9 protein-coding genes are annotated in these 15,636 nt (G+C 51.4%); all 9 read left to right on the top strand.

From position 1 onward, the window contains the following. The first annotated feature begins 39 nt into the window (after nt 1-39). On the top strand, nt 40-279 hold the full coding sequence (locus O9H32_RS28210; protein WP_269869456.1) for a DNA-directed RNA polymerase subunit beta: 240 nt from the start codon (nt 40-42) through the stop codon (nt 277-279). A 143-nt stretch (nt 280-422) separates the two neighbouring features. Beyond that, a complete protein-coding gene (locus tag O9H32_RS28205; protein WP_269869455.1) occupies nt 423-965 on the top strand; it encodes a CDP-alcohol phosphatidyltransferase family protein in 543 nt (180 codons plus the stop codon). Between the two features lie 200 nt (nt 966-1,165). Continuing rightward, entirely contained in the window at nt 1,166-1,600 is a 435-nt protein-coding gene (gene fabZ / locus O9H32_RS28200) for a 3-hydroxyacyl-ACP dehydratase FabZ (RefSeq protein WP_269869454.1), read from the top strand. Between the two features lie 60 nt (nt 1,601-1,660). Continuing rightward, on the top strand, nt 1,661-3,370 hold the full coding sequence (locus O9H32_RS28195; protein WP_269869453.1) for a phospho-sugar mutase: 1,710 nt from the start codon (nt 1,661-1,663) through the stop codon (nt 3,368-3,370). A 31-nt stretch (nt 3,371-3,401) separates the two neighbouring features. After that, entirely contained in the window at nt 3,402-5,459 is a 2,058-nt protein-coding gene (locus tag O9H32_RS28190; RefSeq protein WP_269869452.1) for a DUF5693 family protein, read from the top strand. Next, nucleotides 5,435-6,565, top strand: coding sequence for a polysaccharide pyruvyl transferase CsaB (gene csaB, locus O9H32_RS28185; protein WP_269869451.1), 1,131 nt, complete (start codon nt 5,435-5,437; stop codon nt 6,563-6,565). Before O9H32_RS28190 ends, csaB begins: the two co-directional genes overlap by 25 nt. Nucleotides 6,566-6,920: 355 nt before the next feature. Continuing rightward, the gene (locus O9H32_RS28180; RefSeq protein ID WP_269869450.1) at nt 6,921-8,024 is read left to right on the top strand and encodes a glycosyltransferase family 4 protein; all 1,104 of its coding nucleotides are present in this window, start codon (nt 6,921-6,923) and stop codon (nt 8,022-8,024) included. 185 nt (nt 8,025-8,209) lie between these two features. Then, entirely contained in the window at nt 8,210-12,031 is a 3,822-nt protein-coding gene (locus O9H32_RS28175; protein ID WP_269869449.1) for an S-layer homology domain-containing protein, read from the top strand. Between the two features lie 570 nt (nt 12,032-12,601). Beyond that, entirely contained in the window at nt 12,602-15,631 is a 3,030-nt protein-coding gene (locus O9H32_RS28170; protein WP_269869448.1) for an S-layer homology domain-containing protein, read from the top strand. Nucleotides 15,632-15,636: the final 5 nt, after the last annotated feature.

The following is a 15,636-nucleotide window of genomic DNA, read 5'->3' as shown; positions in this document are numbered from 1 at the left end:
GCCGGCCTAAGCAAGAAGGTGGAAGGAGGCCAGGGAACGTTGCAAAGCGAGGTAGGAGTCTTGAACGATAATCCAGAGAAGGCGCCTGCCCTGTCCCCGAGGTGGAAGAAAATTCTGTTCACCATAGTGAAATGGACATGGATTCCTCTGATCTGTATGGCAGCCCTGTTCGCAGGACTTGCCATCGGTTATGCCGTCATCGGCCATGGGGACTTCAAGGATGTCTGGGATCTCGGTACATGGCGCCATTTGTTCGATTTGGTGTTTGCCGCAAACTGAATAGGAACTCATGAAAACTCTCCGAACCAGGGGAGTTTTATTTTTTTCCTGATAAAGGTATAATGAATGGATGGGAATAGATGCGAAAGAGAACAGAGAGCGAACAATCGCCGGTTTGCTGTTTCCATAAGGGGGACCCGTGTGTGTGGAATGTGCCGAATATACTCACCTTATGCCGCTTTGCATTGATACCGGCATACCTCGTTGTATTCGGGGCCGGGTATATGAGGACCGCCTTTTTCGTTCTGCTTCTTGCGGGAGCGACCGATGTGCTCGACGGGTATATCGCCCGCCGCCGCGGCTTGGTTACCGACCTTGGAAGCGTATTGGATCCTTTAGCCGATAAATCGATGATGATTACGGTCATTTTGTCGCTCGTTTTCTCGCAGATGATCTCGTGGCAGGCGGCCTGCGCGATGTTCCTGCGGGATGCCGGCATGATCGCCGGATCGGCTTACTTTCATTTCCGGGGCAAAAAAACCGTTCCCGCCAACGCCATGGGCAAACTGACGACCGTTTTGTATTACGTGGCGATTCTCCTGATTGTGTTCCGGCTCCCCCACGCCCACGCTTACTTATGGTTCGTCATCTCGGTGTCCATCCTAACCTCTATCATCTATATCCTTCAATTTAACCTCTTACATAAGCGCAGCAGCAAGTCTGATTCTTTGAATGAACCATGGTAGACAGGGAACTGCGCTCAAGCGGGGCAGAGAACTGCCGGCCATGGATAAAAAGGAGCTCATGTTCAGGTCCGCCGGATGCAGACCGTTCGCGTGAACATAAGCTCCCTTATATCAACCTTCATTACTGCAGATCATGAAGGGACTTTGTTAGTCTAAGTCATCACCCCCTTTTTTATACTCCGATGGAAGGAGCAATACCTTTGCTAGACGCTAAACAAATTCAGGAAATTATCCCTCACCGCTACCCATTCCTTCTCGTAGACCGGATTCTGGAGCTCGAACCCGGTGTGAGAGCAACCGGACTCAAAAATGTGACGATCAACGAACCTTTCTTCCCGGGACATTTTCCGGGGTACCCGGTTATGCCGGGCGTACTCATCGTCGAAGCTTTGGCGCAGGTCGGTTCGGTTGCGATGCTGAGCCTCGAAGTGAACCGCGGCAAAATCGGATTCTTCGCAGGGATCGATAACTTCCGGTTCCGTGATCAAGTTCTTCCGGGAGACACGCTGACCCTCGAGGTGGTCATCACACGGGCCAAAGGTCCCTTCGGCCGAGGACAAGCCGTCGCCCGCGTTGGCGACAAAGTCGTGGCCGAGGGAGAGCTCATGTTCGCCCTGAAGGATCCTCATCAATAAGCGGCCGACCAGAATTCACATACATAGACACAACCAATCATGGGTGGAGGAGAGATTACGATGAACACACAAACACGGGTACAAGAGCAGTATGAGCTTTGGCTGGGGGATGCGGCCATTGATGCGGCGACGAAGGAGGAACTCCGTTCCATCGGCAGCGATGCCAAGGAAATCGAGGACCGCTTCTACCGCGACCTGGAGTTCGGCACCGGGGGTCTGCGCGGAGTGATCGGCGCGGGGACGAACCGGATCAACGCTTATACAGTGGCCCGCGCGACGCAAGGGTTGGCACAATTCCTGCTGGAGACAGCGGGCAAGGAACAGCCTTCCGTCGTCATCGCTTACGACTCCCGCAACCAATCGCCTGAGTTCGCTCTCGAAACAGCAAAAGTACTCGCCGGCAACGGCATCAAGGCTTATGTATTCGAATCGCTCCGCACCACGCCTGAGCTTTCGTTCGCTGTGCGCTACCTTAAGGCGGATGCGGGCGTCGTCATCACGGCGAGCCATAACCCGCCGGAGTATAACGGCTACAAAGTCTACGGCAATGACGGCGGACAGCTTGTGCCGCATCAGGCCGAGCAGGTTATCGAGCAGATCCGCGGCGTTCAGGCATTCGCCGATGTCAAACGGGCTTCCCGTGCGGAAGCGGAGAAAGCCGGCCTGCTGCAGTGGATCGGACAAGCGGTGGATGACGAGTACATCCGTGCCGTGACTGCCGTGAGCCGCAACAAGCAGCTCATCCAAGAGACGGCGGACGAATTCCGTATCGTATTCACGCCGCTGCATGGCGCCGGCAATCTGTCCGTACGTGCGGCACTCGCTGGCGCAGGCTTTACGCAGGTGCACGTGGTGGCCGAGCAGGAACAGCCGGATGCCAACTTCTCCACCGTGAAATCGCCGAATCCGGAAGAACGCGAAGCGTTCACGCTGGCGATCAACGAGGCGAAGAAAATCGGCGCCGACATCATTATCGGCACCGATCCCGACTGCGACCGCATGGGTGCGGTGGTCAAGGATCCGAGCGGCGAGTATTTTGTCCTCTCCGGCAACCAATCGGGCGCCATTATGGTCGACTACCTGCTGAGCTCCCTTAAGGAGCGCGGCGAGCTGCCGGACAACGGCGTGGTCGTCAAGACGATCGTGACCAGCGAGATGGGTGCGGTTATCGCCGAGCACTACGGTGCCCAGGTGGTGAACACGCTGACCGGTTTTAAATATATCGGCGAGAAGATGACGCAGTATGAGCAAACGGGCGAATCGACATTCCTCTTCGGCTATGAGGAGAGCTACGGCTACCTGGCCGGCACGTATGCCCGGGACAAGGACGCGGTCATTGCATCGATGCTGATCTGCGAAGCAGCTGCATACTACAAGAGTCAAGGCAAGACGCTCTACGATGTCCTGCAAGAGCTGTACGAGCGTCACGGCTACTTCCTCGAGAAGCTGGAATCCCGTACCTTGAAGGGCAAAGACGGCGTCGAGCAGATCGGTAACATCATGACCGACTGGCGCACGAATGCGCCGGCAGAGATCAACGGACTCAAGGTGACCAAGGTCGAGGACTTCTCGCAAGGCCTGTACGGTCTGCCGGTGGAGAACGTGCTGAAGTACATGCTCGAAGACGATTCCTGGTTCACGCTGCGTCCTTCCGGTACGGAGCCGAAGATTAAAGTCTACTTCGCGGTTCGCAGTTCTTCTTCCGAAGGAGCGGCAGGCTCGCTGGAGCAGCTGGTACAGACCGTGATGAGCCGAGTGGACAAGAAATAACCAACAACAAACAAGTTTGGAGCTGACAGCGTTGAAAGGAAGGTATTTGCGACTGAACCAATGGGCGGTGAAGGCGCTGTGGTGGCTGGTCATCCTCGGGATGCTGGCCTCCCTAGCCATCGCCTATGAACGGTACCAGACAGAGGATGGATCGGGCCGCAGGGTCGAGTTCGTCATGGATTACCGGGATCTTCTGGAGATCTCGGATCTGCAGACGGATCCCCGGCGGTTCGTAAGCGATCAGCTTCAGAAGTTGAAGGAGCATCGGGTAGGTTCCTTGGCGGTATACGAATCGTCGCTGAATGAACTTCAGCTCAGCCGCCGTCTGCAGGTGTATTCCTCGCAGGAAGCCTCTGTACTCACGCAGTCGCCTGGAGCACTTGGCGAGAACTTCACTTACGTGCTCTTCGCGGACAGCGAGTCCGAGCGCAGGCTGGCGCCGCTCATCCGGCAGGCCTTCGGCGACCTGGGCGTTGGCGTACGTGCGTGGAGCTACAAGAGCCAGCCGGGCCTGCTTCTGGAGATGTCCAAGGACGAGGCCGTGCTGAAATCCATGGATCCGGATCCGATGACGCTGGAGACGCTGAAGGAGCAAGGCTTCACGATCGTGTTCCGGATGTCCAACCGCAGAGCCTTTGAGGCAGCCCGAATGGATGCGCTGCTCGGCAGAATGAAAGATCTGGGTGTCCGCAGGATCATCGTCGACGGAGACAGCGTTCCTGGCTTTGTCAGCGAGAAGGACGTGTCTGGTCTCGATGGGATGAGCGAGCTTCTCTTGAAGTACAAGATCGGGCTCGCGGCGATCGAAATGCAGAAGACCCCCCAGCGGGGCTTCAACGGCATGGCTGAGCGCATTCATCACGATGTGGTACGGCTGCATTCCTTCACGGAGAACGATGCGCAGAAGCTCACCGAGAATATTACGGCAGAAGAGCTCAAGAGCCGTATACAGGGCGTAGCCGACCGGTTCGTCCTGGCGGCCAAAGATCGCAACATTCGTATGATTCTATTGAACGCCCGAGCCGTCAAGAGCTTGGAGAAGGGCAAAATTCTGCATCCGCTTGACTCGCTCTACGAAGCGTTGACCGGTGCGGATGGAGCGATCCCGAGAATCGCCAAGGCTGGATACAAGATGGCACCGGCAGAACCGTTCCAGCTTGTCCACTCTTCGTGGCAGAGCGCAGCCAAACTGCTGGTCTGGGCGGGAAGCGTAGCGCTTATTGCGCTGATGGTGTCCTACTTCATTCCTGAGATTGCGGCATTGGTATTCCTGCTTGGAATGGTCGGATCGGCCGGTTTATATGTGCTGAGCGCCTCCTTGTTCGCCCAGGGCCTTGCCTTGAGCGCGGGTACGAGCGCCGCGAGCTTATCGATTATGTACGCACTTCGGCAAGCCGGAAGAAAGCACGCACGGCCTTCAGGATCCAAACTGCTGTTTGCGATTACCCTGCTTCTCCGCTCTTCCCTGATCTCGGTGATGGGCCTGCTGTTCATCGTAGGCCTGCTGAACCAGATTCAATATTCACTGGTGCTGGAGCAGTTCCGGGGCGTGAGTCTGCTGCACTTGGCTCCTATCGGGATCGTCGGATTATACTGGCTTCTCTTTATGCAGGAGAATATCAGCTACAAGGATCGGATGCTGCGTGCTAAGGCTATGCTGGCTTCCAATATCAGCGTGCTGTGGATCATTGCGGCCGCTGTCTTGGCCGCTGCCGGCTATTATTACCTGTCAAGAACAGGCAATGAAGGACAAGCTTCCGATTGGGAAAAATATTTCCGGTCCTTCCTTGAGAATACGCTTGGGGTGAGACCGCGGACCAAGGAATTCCTGCTCGCCCATCCGCTGTTCCTGTTGGGTGCTTATCTCAGTTATAAATACCGCAGCGCCCTGCTGCTGATTTTGGCTGGAGTCATCGGGCAGGCTTCCATTGTCGATACATTCGCGCATCTCCATACGCCGCTGCAGATCTCATCGATCCGAGTGCTGCTTGGCCTTGGGTTTGGTACGCTGATTGGCGTCGGCTTGATCCTCGTTTGGGAAATCATCACAAGGAGTTGGCAGCGTTGGGTACCCCGGTCAAACGAATAGTGATATCCGGCTATTACGGTTTCAACAACAGCGGTGACGAGGCCGTGCTGCAATCGATTCTGCTGGCGCTGCAGGAACAAGGGGAACGACAGGGTGTAAATTTTCACCCTGTCGTTCTGTCCGTGAACCCGGAAGAGACGTCGCGCACCTACGGCGTGGAATCCGTTCACCGCTTGCGTCCCCTCGAGCTGTGGCGTGCGATTCGCGGGGCCGATGGCCTGATCAGCGGTGGGGGCAGTCTGCTGCAGGATGAGACGAGTCCGAAGACCATTCCGTACTATATCGGCGTGATCCGGCTGGCCCAGTTGCTGCGCAAGCCGGTGTTCATCTACTCCCAGGGCATTGGGCCGGTGCATCGGCCGATGTTCTTCGGATGGATCCGCTCGGCTTTCCGGCGCTGTGAGCTGATTACCGTACGTGACGAGGAATCCAAAGCCCTACTGCTGCGCATGGGTATAGAAGAGGGCCGGGTAGAGGTGGTCCCCGATCCCGTGATGGGCATGCCGCTGAAGAGTGCTGCGCGTCATGGCGGAACGGTGGGCAGCGAGGCGGGAGCAGTTATCGGCGTCTCCGTCCGATTCTGGAACAAAGACCGCTCCGAACTGGATGCCGCGGCAGAGGCACTCAAGAAGGCGCTCGATGAGACGGGGGCTGCCATCCGATTCCTCCCGTTCCATCTTCCGTCGGATGAAGAAGCCTCGGAGTATGTGGCTCAGCGCTTGGGGGAAACCTACAAGCACCGCATCTCCTTCGCGAGGGGAGTCACTCACCCGCAGGATATGCTCGCGGAAGCCGCTTCGGTCTCCGTCCTGCTTGGGATGCGGCTGCACTCGCTGATATATGCGGCGGGGCGGCAGGTGCCCATGGTCGGCATCTCGTATGATCCCAAGATCGATCAGTTTCTGAATCGGCTTTCGATGAAGGCCGCAAGCAATACCCGGGAGCCGAGCGGGGCGGCGATAGCTGGAGAATTAATCCGTCTTCTGAACGACAGAGAGGGCTGGCGGCAGGACAAACGGCAGGCGATCGAACGCCTGAAGAAGGACGCCCACCGGCCGGCCGAGCGGATCGCCGCTTACTTCGCGAAGAACCGTAGAACAAAATAAAGAAAAAACCTGGGCGGATCCTGAAGTACTGCCGAAATGGCCGTACTCAGGATCCTTACCAAGGAAGAGGGACAACGGTTTCAAGGATTCCCTTTGTGGTGAAAAGATCTCGACGAGGGGTTATGTTGCGTACCAAATCGAGACAATTTATTTGTCAAAAAGGGAATAAGGGGCCGTAAGAAGGCGTGAAAGTGAATGGTGAGAAGGAAAATATGCAGAAACCTTGATCAGACCTATGAAAACAACCTGAAAACCGCCTATACCGCCCAAAATCACGATGGAGTTTGAGGGAACTTCAGAGTATAATTTGAGTTGTTTGGGGTTTTCATAGAAAAAAGGGGCTGTGAATATTCGTATGAACTTGTTATACGGAATCGGTTTTGTCGCTGCATTATTGATTGCTTTGCTGATGACACCGCTGGTAAGACGCTTTGCATTTTGGGCTAAGGCAGTCGATGCACCGAATCACCGCAAGGTACATAGCCGGATTATGCCCCGGCTGGGCGGACTCGCGATTTTTATAGCATTCATCGGAGCTTATTTCATTGTCTCTCCTGCCATTGACACCCTCAAAACTGATGTGGTATTCGGCCTTTTGGTTGGGGGCACCATCGTTGTTCTGGTGGGCGCGCTGGATGACCGTTTCGACTTGTCTCCCAAGATCAAACTTCTGGGTCAGGTCTTGGCTGCCTCGGTTGTTGTCTATTCCGGAGTAACGATCGATCTGGTCAATGTCCCCTTTGGTGACGGAACCGTGTCTCTCTCCTGGCTTGCCGTACCGCTTACGATTTTCTGGATTGTCGGCGTTACGAATGCGATCAACCTGATCGACGGATTGGACGGATTGTCTGCCGGCGTATCGGCCATTGCTACATCCACGATTCTGGTGCTTGCTCTTATGATGGGCAACGTAACCGTCGTACTTCTGTGTACTGCACTTCTCGGAAGCATTGCAGGCTTCCTCTTTTATAACTTCCACCCGGCGAAGATCTTTATGGGCGATTCGGGAGCTTTGTTCCTCGGGTTTACCTTAGCTACTTTGTCGGTGCTCGGTTTCAAACAGGCTACTGTCGTATCCCTGCTTGTACCGATCATGATTCTCGGTGTTCCGCTGTCCGATACCTTCTTCGCGATCATGCGCCGCTGGGTGAACAATCTGCCTATTTCCGTAGCGGACAAGAGTCACCTTCACCACTGTCTTCTGCGGATGGGATTCAGCCACCGGACAACAGTACTGATCATTTACGGGATTGCATCCATCTTCGGATTCTCCGCCGTGTTGCTGTCGTACATGTCCGAGCAGCAGGCGCTTTGGGGAGCGGTCATCCTGGTAGCCGTACTGCTCGTGATTCTTGTCGTCGGAGCGGAGTTCATCGGGATCATCTCACGCACCAAGCGGCCAGTACTGCAGTTCCTCAATAAGATCCGGATGAAAACCATGCAGCGTATGACGAAATAACGATGTAATTTCCTTCTTTTTACAGAAGGGCCCAAACCATACAGGTTTGGGTTTTTTTATTTGCAAAATCGCGTTTCTAAAAGCTAAACGTTTGGTCACCGCCGGCCGATAAACTAGATATGAACTTGTTGCTCCAGTATTCATTGACATTCCTATAATCATTACCTTGAAGGAGGAAATACATCTTGAAACGAACAACAAGCCTGCGGGTTAGTGTGCTGCTTTTGGTAACGATGCTCTTTAGTCTGCTCGCTCCACTCACAAGCATGGCGGATGGAATTCAACTGAAGATCAGCGGGTTAAGCGATTCGGAGTCCGCTCCGGTGCAGCTCACGACGAGTTCGATTACACTGCCGGTAACCATTAACGGAATTGCAGCGGATCAGATTAACAGTATTTATTATGAAGTTACGAATATCAACACGGGGGTCACTTCGTTAAATAAAACGAACAAGGCCGTCAAGAATGCCAATAACGCAAACGAAGTTATCTTCTCCGGCGTCACGCTGACAGAGGGGTTGAACAAGGTCGTTGCGAAGTATGGGGAAGCTACGGTTGTATCTTCGCCAGCTGTCTGGGTGCACTTTACTTCGGTTACGAATATTACGGACCTGAAGTTGAACGAAGTGGCCTTGAACGATAATGAAATGTATCCGAAAAGCGCTCCTTATACGAGCCTGAGCATTACGGGTACGGCCAGCAATGCGACAAGAATTCAAGCGTATGTGAACGGTACAGCTTACGATCCGGTTGTATTCAACCGCGGGGCGTTTACGTTCATTACCAACACAGGCCGTAACAACGACCTGGCTCTGAAGCCTGGCGATAACGAAATGCGCCTCATTTCCACCAACAACAGCAACACGTATTACATCGACCGTACGTTCGTGTATGATAACGGACAGGCCTTCGCATACGATGCTTGGGTGAAAAATGCGGGGGCGGATGTCGATGTGGATGGAGACGGTGTGGTTGATGCCAGCGCGTTCCAAAAGCTCGCTGCTGTTCCTACTGTCGCCAAGGATACTGCTGCAGCCGTTACGGTAAAAGCAAAGCTGAAAGTGCCCGTCGACAGCAACAATAACCTGCTCTACAAAGAAGTGAATGTGGCAATAGGTACACAGACACCGACCAAATATGTATTGAGCAGCCTCACAGAGCTTTCGAGCGTGGCGAATCAGTATAAGGTGTTTAACTTTGAGTACAACCTGACGACGGATACAAGCAACAAATATCAATCGGTGGCATTTAACTTCATTACAAACTCGGACTTTGTTCAACCGGGCGGCCAATACGCATTCTACGTAGTGGATCCGAACACGCCATATGTATCCTACATGAACTACGTGCTCCCAACCGGGCAAGCTGTCAAAGTGAATGAAGTCGGCATGACGCAGTTGAACCGGTTCCCGGCATCGCTGCACGTGTACACGACAGCCAATGCAACACAGGTACAATTGAAAGTGAACAACAGCAACTATGGTACACCTGTAGCTACAGAAGCGACTTCATTGACGGATGCCAACGGCAAAGCGCTCAACGTAGCCAAGATCGATGTAGCTACACTGGCTGACGGCATCTCCACCTTGTCCGTAATTCCGATTGGGGCCAATGGGGAGAATATTCAGGGTTCCAAAACCTATCTGGTGCAAATCGCCAGTGCGCCTTATGTTATTTTGGATGGCATCTACAATGGACAAGTGTTTACGAGTGCTTCGAAGATCGTTTGCGGCAGTGGAACAGGTCCTTGCTTGACAGGCCGCGTAGTTAACCTGCCGGATGCAGAGAAGAATAATGTTCTCTTGCAGGTCAATGATACGCAGTTCAGCATGAGCAGCCTCTACAAAAACCCGTATGATGGATCCTTTACTATTACGGCGGATTCCCTTGCTACGGATGGTACAACCAAGTTCGGCAGCACGGCGGTTATGGGGGAAGACGGCAAGAAGACCATCCTGTTCTCCGTCAAAATTGGCGGTAAAGTCATCACGGAGTCCAAGTACGAGATCTTTATTCTCAGCGATAACGTGCCTTATGTGAACAGTGTTGTTCCGGTCGAACAAAACCCGGACTCCAAAGTATTCAAGTCAGTGAAAACGGACGAGTATGCAACTACCGAGGACACCGTATCTTTTACTGGTTCCCTTCGTAATGCTACATCGTACACGATCGAGTACACCATTCCTGGTGAAACGGTTAAGAAAGCTATTGCCATCGCCAGTTCTTCCAAAGCATTCGATAATGAGAACGATAAGATTACCTTTACCGAAACATTCACAACGAAGAGCGTCCCTCTAACCGTGAATGGTGACTACTACTTCCAAGTAACAGCAAAGAATAACTCGGGTGTACTTGCTACAAAAACCGTCAAGATCTCCAAAGAAGCACATCCGTATGTGATCATGCTTCCGGAGAAACTCTTCACCAATGAGAACGGCAAGACACAGGCGAATATCAATAAGAATTTCCAAAGAATTGAGATTAAAGCCGAAGGGGCTATCAGCGTTCTGTTCGGCAAAGAAGAAGTACTGCCAAGAGGCGGCATGTTTATCTATGAAGCGAAGGGACTCAAAGCCGGTGCCAATGAGATCAAGTTTACCGTCAACCGCGGAACGGCTCAGAACTCCGGAAGTATCGTCCTTTATAATGTAAACACGCCTATCGAAGGGGCGCAGTATAAGAGCGAGATCTCCTCTTCTATGAAGGTATTCAGCGGTGACCTGGAAATGAAGATCGGCAAAGATGTGAAGCTGATGCGGAATGACCGTACGTCCACTAACAATTATCTTACGAATAAGAGAGAGCTTCTGTTCGGTATCGCCAATGTGCAAACAGGCATTGTAGATAAAGATATTGAGTATGCCAACTCCCTGGCTACGCAAAGCTTGTCCGGAGCGGCGGAAACCTACCGTTTCAAGCCGGCAAGCAAACTGTTCTGGATCGATGCGGGTACGATCAGTGATCAAGTAGACCCGAATACGGCAGCCGAGTTGAAGGGCGCCCTGGAAGGCAGCGGTACGCTTCCGCTGGTCTCGAGCGATCCGGATGTATCGTCCGCCCTGCAGCCGGTACCATTCTATTCGCGCTACGACATTCAGGATCTTGTGGTTCCGACACAACCGGTTACCTTGACATTCAAGTATGACCCTACGATCACGGCGGATGCATGGAAGTACGTTACCGTGTTCCAATACAACACCTTCGCCGACCCAAGCGGTGCCGAAGTATCGGCCGGTGTGCCGGTGTCCCAGCTGGGGTGGAAGAACCTTGGCGGCGTCGTGGATTCCAAGAAGAACACCATTACGGTGACTGTTCCTTCGTTCGGTTACTTCCAAGTGATGTACATGAACGACAGCTTCAATGATGTGACGAACCATAGCTGGGCGCGCGACATCATCGATACCCTGTACTCCAAAGGCTACATGTTCAACAAAGACAGCGGCGGCAGCCGGTTCCTTCCGGACGATGCCATTACCCGCGGTGAGTTTGTAACGCTGCTTGTCAAAGTATTCGATATCCCGCTGACGAATCCGGATACGACGAACTCGGACTTCCAAGGCACGTTCGGTGACGTCCGTAAGGGAGTTACGCTTCAGAATAGTATTAATCTGTACAATTACCTGCATATCGAAGCAGGAGCTCGCGCCGGTATCGTACGCGGTACCTCGCAGGGATTGTTCCTGCCGAACGAAGCGATTACCCGTCAAGATGCGGCGGTTATGATTGCCCGTGCAGCAGAGCTTAAGATGCTGACGGATGATACCAAGGTCCAAGCTTCGCTGGACAAACTCTTCACGGACTCCACCGATCCGAAATTCAGCTACTACGCCAAATCGGCTGTAGAAGCCGTAACGAAGGCCGGGTTTATTGAAGGGCGTCCGAATACCCTGCTCGCAGGCCAGACAAAACTGACTTACCGCTTTGATCCTGCCGACAACATCACCAGAGCCGAGTCTGCCGCCATTTCTCTGCGCGTGCTGGCGAAGCTTAAGAAAGTTCCGAAATAACAGCTTTTTCTAAGATACAGCCGATACTGGCTGTATCTTTTTTTGCTGTAAGAGGAAGCATGTTTGCTGATGGCATATTTTGTGTAATGACATGATGGAGTTCTATCGAGTAGTATGCAGTTGTCGCTGTAGCGGTTGGAAGATTATAGAGCGCTCTTGAAGAGGACTTAAGCGGGAGTTTTGGCCGGTGAATAAACAATCCGAAAAAAAAGTAAAAGTTTTTTTCACAGAGCGCAACTTTTTGGAAAACCATGCGTTTAATACAGTGAAAAACAAACAAGGGCCGCCGAAAAGCGGTTCGAGAGTTCGCCGATGGATAATGATGACAAAATCATCCTTTACCTCGGTAACATGCCGATGCTATAATGTTCAATGGCATGCGAATCTTTAGTCTATCATTTTTTGTTTACTAGTTTCTGTGGTTTCGGCTGCAGACTTAGCTAATAAGAATGAATCACGCTCAACTCTGGGAAGGGGGTGAATTGGCTAATGAGCTCGAGCCATCATTTTAGATCTTCTACACAGAACTCTCAAAACCCGAAAGATATCCGAGGAGGAGAAAAAAAGGTTATGAAGAAAAGTTTATCCGCAATCGTATCCCTGGCTATGGCTTTCTCGATGTTTTCTTCCGTAGCACTGGGCGCAACATCCGCTGACTTCAAAGATCTGAACGATCTGGACGCAGCTACAAAAGCAAAATTTGATGCAATGATTACCGCTGGCGTATTCGACGGCGTAAGCGCAGATACATTCGGTCTGAAAGACAAAATGAACCGCGCTCAATTCGCGAAAGTTGCGGCTCTGATCTTCGGTCTGAAGGTTGACACTTCCCTGAAGACTTCCAGCTTCTCCGATGTAAAAACAGAAGCTGACGATCCGGCTAACGGCTACGCGCTTCCTTACATCGAAGCTCTGAAAGCAGCTGGTCTGACTGACGGCTACGCTCCTGGTCAATACAACCCAGCTGGCGAAGTAACGAAGCAAGAACTCGCTACGTTCCTCGTTCGTGGTCTGAAATGGGAATCCCAAGTGAAATCCGATGTTGGCGTAAGCGACAAGACGGTTTCCGACTGGGCTAAAGGCTATGTAGCACTGGCGATCGAGAAGAAGATCCTGACTTCCGGCGAAGACGGAACGTTCGGCGGTACTTCCGCAGCAACTCGCGACCTGCTCGTGACTGCAGCATACGAAGCTCAACAAGCTTTCAAAAACGAAAACCGCCCTGCAAAAGCTTCCGTAGCTGAAGCTAAAGCAACTGGCGCTAAGCAAGTAACGGTTACTTTTGACCGTGATGTTGATACGGCAAAAGCTAAGCTGTCGCTCAAGCGCGGTGGTGTTGATGTAGCTGTTGAATCCGTTAAATTTGCTGACGACAAGAAATCTGTAGTGCTTACTACAGAAACCCGTTTGACTGCAGGTACTTATACTGCAACCTTGAGCGGTCTGGAAGCAGCAGAGATCGACAAGGCGACAGCAGAATTCACAGCTCAAGATGAAACTGTACAAAAGTTGGAGTTTGTTAATGCTAACGATACCGTTGCTAAAACAAACAAAGCTATCATTAAGCTGAAAGCTTCCAACCAATACGGCGAGAACACTACTCTTTCTGCGAGTGCGTACACTGTGTTTGCTCCAAACACTAACGCAACGCTGAAGAAAAATGATGCTGGTGAGCTTCTTCTGACTCTCGACACTACTAGCAGCCAGTTTACTCCATTCGTAAGTATCATTCCGGTTAACGTTTACGTGAATGACAACCGTGGAGTTTCTGTAACGAAGAACTTCAAACTGGGTTCCGAGCCGTTCATCTCGAAAGTTGAACTGGGAACTATCACTTACAGCAACAAAAAAGATTCCTTGAGCGGTACTGGCGAATACGCAACGGCTGATCTTCTCCAGTACGATCAGTATGGCAATCTGATTTCGTTCGACTCCACAAAAGTGAACGCACAAAATGTTCTGATTAACTTCAATCCATATGAAGGCAACCTGGTTGCTACTCCGGGCGATTCCAATAACGATGAAATCGCTGATATCAAATTCACTCTGAAGGCGAATGTTGATAAGTCCGGCGACTATACCTTCACAGTAAACAGCCAAGCAGGTACGGCTACTGGTACGCTCAAAGTAGGCTCTACTAAAGTAGCTACTAAGCTGGAAATTGGCGAAATGAACAATGTTATCGCCGCTGGCGACGCTGATGCTTATGTTCCTCTCGTTGCGTATGATGCAGCTGGAAATAAACTTAGCATTGAGGATCTGACTAGCGAAGAAAACATTAAGCGTATCAACGTTACAGTTGGTGGCGCGAAAAACAACGGTATCCAAACTTCCGGCGAGCATAAAGGAACAATCAAACTTACTGAGATTACTCCAACTTCCAAAGGTGTGGTAACAGTAACAGCGATGATTGCAACTGTGAATGTTACTAGTGTTCCTACAAAAACTTACACAGTACAATCTGCTCGTTACCCAGATCATTTCAAAGTAACGACTGACCCTGCGAAGAAAATCGTTCCAGGTGCAGAAAGTGCCTTTGAATTCGAAGTTCTTGACCAATATGGCAAAGAGCTGAAAGAGCTTAAAAACGTTGATGCTAACGGTAACGTGGTTGGCGGTACTTCCAACTACCAAATCACTGTAACTGCTTCGACTTATAGTGCAGATGGAACTACAATTGGCGTGAGACCACATGATGATCTGAAGAAGCAGTTTGTGGATCAATTCCCGGGTGGTTACTTCCCAGCGTCCCTCGTTCTGAACGGGAACCTTGAGAAGTTCACAAAAGAGCATAAGTTTATTGCGCCAACTACTGCAACGAAAGATGGTAACTTCACAGCTATCATTCAGAAGAGAAGCAATGATGGCACTACATGGACTGAAGTGAGCAAGCTCACTCGTGATCTGAAGATCGCAAGCAAAACAGAAGATCTGACTTACTCTGTTGAAGCTGTATCTGATCTCTTCAATGCACTGGATAGTGATTCGGTAACGGATCTGGTCTATGGCTCCGATGTGGCTACAACCAGTAAGTTTGCTAAAGAAATTAAAGTTGTTGCTACCGATGCTGCTGGTGACAAGGTTGCTATTCCTAAGAATATTACTTCCGCACAAGCTGCGCCGAGTTCCGTGGCTCAAGCTGGCCGTACTAATGAAGGAAAAGCATTTGTTATCGGTAATAAAAAAGGTGCTGCAACAGTCAACATTCAATTCAGCAACTATAAAGGCGAAACAGTAACTAAACAAATCTCCGTCAACGTTAAAGATGATGCTCTGACTACAACGAAGATTGCTATGGGCGATGCATCCAAAGATGTTACTACAAGCAGCTTCAACATCTTCGATGTAATTAACGTTAAAGTAACAGACAACTATGGCGTTACTTATGAAGATGACAAAACGAAGCTGTACAACCCAGTTCTCGGTGTTACTTTCGCTGTAACAAACATCAGAACAGTTGGTGGCGCAGTAACTTCCGGTGTTACTATTGATTCTGCAGGCAACCTGCAAATCACTGGTGGAGATGTATACAGCTTTGACGTAACAGCTACTACGCCAGCTGGTTTCTCTGCTAGTACTGCATTCACTTACAAAAAGTAATAAAT

The organism is Paenibacillus caseinilyticus (assembly GCF_027533645.1).
GTDB classification, from domain to species: domain Bacteria; phylum Bacillota; class Bacilli; order Paenibacillales; family NBRC-103111; genus Paenibacillus_G; species Paenibacillus_G caseinilyticus.
This window is presented reverse-complemented; position numbering and strand designations above follow the sequence as displayed.